General features: G+C 45.7%; 1 protein-coding gene. It reads right to left on the bottom strand.

Features of this window, described 5'->3' with window-relative positions:
• Positions 1-107 precede the first annotated feature (107 nt).
• Positions 108-1,334 carry an IS110 family RNA-guided transposase gene (locus tag FYJ39_RS20355; RefSeq protein ID WP_328597589.1) on the bottom strand — a complete coding sequence of 409 codons (1,227 nt, stop codon included), beginning with the start codon at positions 1,332-1,334 and terminating at the stop codon, positions 108-110.
• Between the last annotated feature and the right edge of the window lie 258 nt (positions 1,335-1,592).

Below are 1,592 nucleotides of genomic sequence, written 5' to 3'. Positions count from 1 at the left end.
AGCAAACCTGCTAATAATGCAAGCACTTTTTTGTGGCAGGAAAAATGTGCATAACAAAATAGCCGTCGCCAATGACGGCAAAACAAATGTGGATTTTATCAAAGCAATCACGCGGATTGTTTTAAGCCATGATTAAGAGAGCTCATTCTTTCGCTTACTCTGGCATAGTAGATGCGAAGGAGCTTTGCAGCACCGGCAACCATGTAAACATAGAAATGCTTACCCTCAGCCCGTTTTTTATCCATGAAAGCATAAATGGGATCATCTGTATTTCCAATTTGAATAATTGATGAGCATACCATGAAAGCAGTTCTACGCAAATGCGGTGAGCCTCGTTTGGAAATACGTCTGGATTTAGCGTCAAATGTACCGGATTGGAATGGAGGTGCATCCACTCCCGCAAATGCGACCAGTGCAGATTTGTTGGTAAATCTACGAACATCTCCAATCTCGGCCATAAGCTGTGAACCGGTAATTTTCCCTACGCCGTGCATTTCCATGACAACGTCATATTCGGGCAAGAGGCTTGCCAGCCGGTCCATCTCTTCCCGCATAGTTTGCAGCGATTCATAAATGGCATTTAAGGTATTTACAGACTGAACAATGATTGCTTTTGTACGGTCATTTTTAGGGAATACGGCAACAGCCTGTTTGGCTGCATCGTAAATCCGTTCAGCAGCGGATAAGTAATAAACATATCCCTCTCGTTTGCACCACTTACCGTAAGTTTCAGAGAAGCTTTGGAATGAGAGCCCTGCTACGCAGTCACAATGCCAGAAACGCTTTGCAAAATCAATCCATTTGTAATGTCCCGACCTATTCCTGCTACTGGATGAAAAGAGCTTATTCACGCCGGGAAACGTCTGATCCAACAAGGATATGAGGCCGTTACGGAGAACGACGCTCGCATCAATCGTGCGTTCATATAGCCTGCTTTGCGTTTTCAAAAGAACGCGAGTTTCTTCCTCTGAGGAAAGCTCGCACAGGGAATCCCAAAAGGATAGTGCATAGTTTGCAATCTTCAATGCGTCAGCCCGATCTGTTTTGACCTTTCGCAAAGAGTTGTCGCTGAAATCGTGGATCAGTATGGCGTTCACAATGCTTACAAAAAATCCGGCCTCCTGTAATGCCCGTGCGATGGGGCACCAATAGATGCCGGTGTGTTCCATAACGATACGGATTTCCCCGCCTGTCTTATGAAGCAGCTTAACGAGGTCTTTAAGTCCTAAAACAGTATGTTTCACTTCAAACGGCATTTGGACGATTTCACCACCGGGACGCCGAATCGCCGCCATGCTTTTCCCTTTGGAAACATCAATGCCCACAGCAGTAATTACATTGTTTTGCAAGGATAACACCCCCATTTAGATTTTTAACCGGTAACCGCCGTTACTCAATGCCGATTCAGCTTGCGTTGTGATACGAATGTTAGGAGATTTCCATTGATTCAACCTGCATCAATCGAACGGTACAAAGAGGGTCGGCTGACAGTTTGCTCTTCGAGCGTAACATCTCATGCATAGGCCCGTCAGACCGGTCACCCCCATTATACCTTAGGCGTTAGTAACGGCACAGGGTGTATCCCCTGTAAC

The sequence above is a fragment of the Clostridium porci genome (assembly GCF_009696375.1).
GTDB lineage: Bacteria > Bacillota > Clostridia > Lachnospirales > Lachnospiraceae > Enterocloster > Enterocloster porci.
This window is presented reverse-complemented; position numbering and strand designations above follow the sequence as displayed.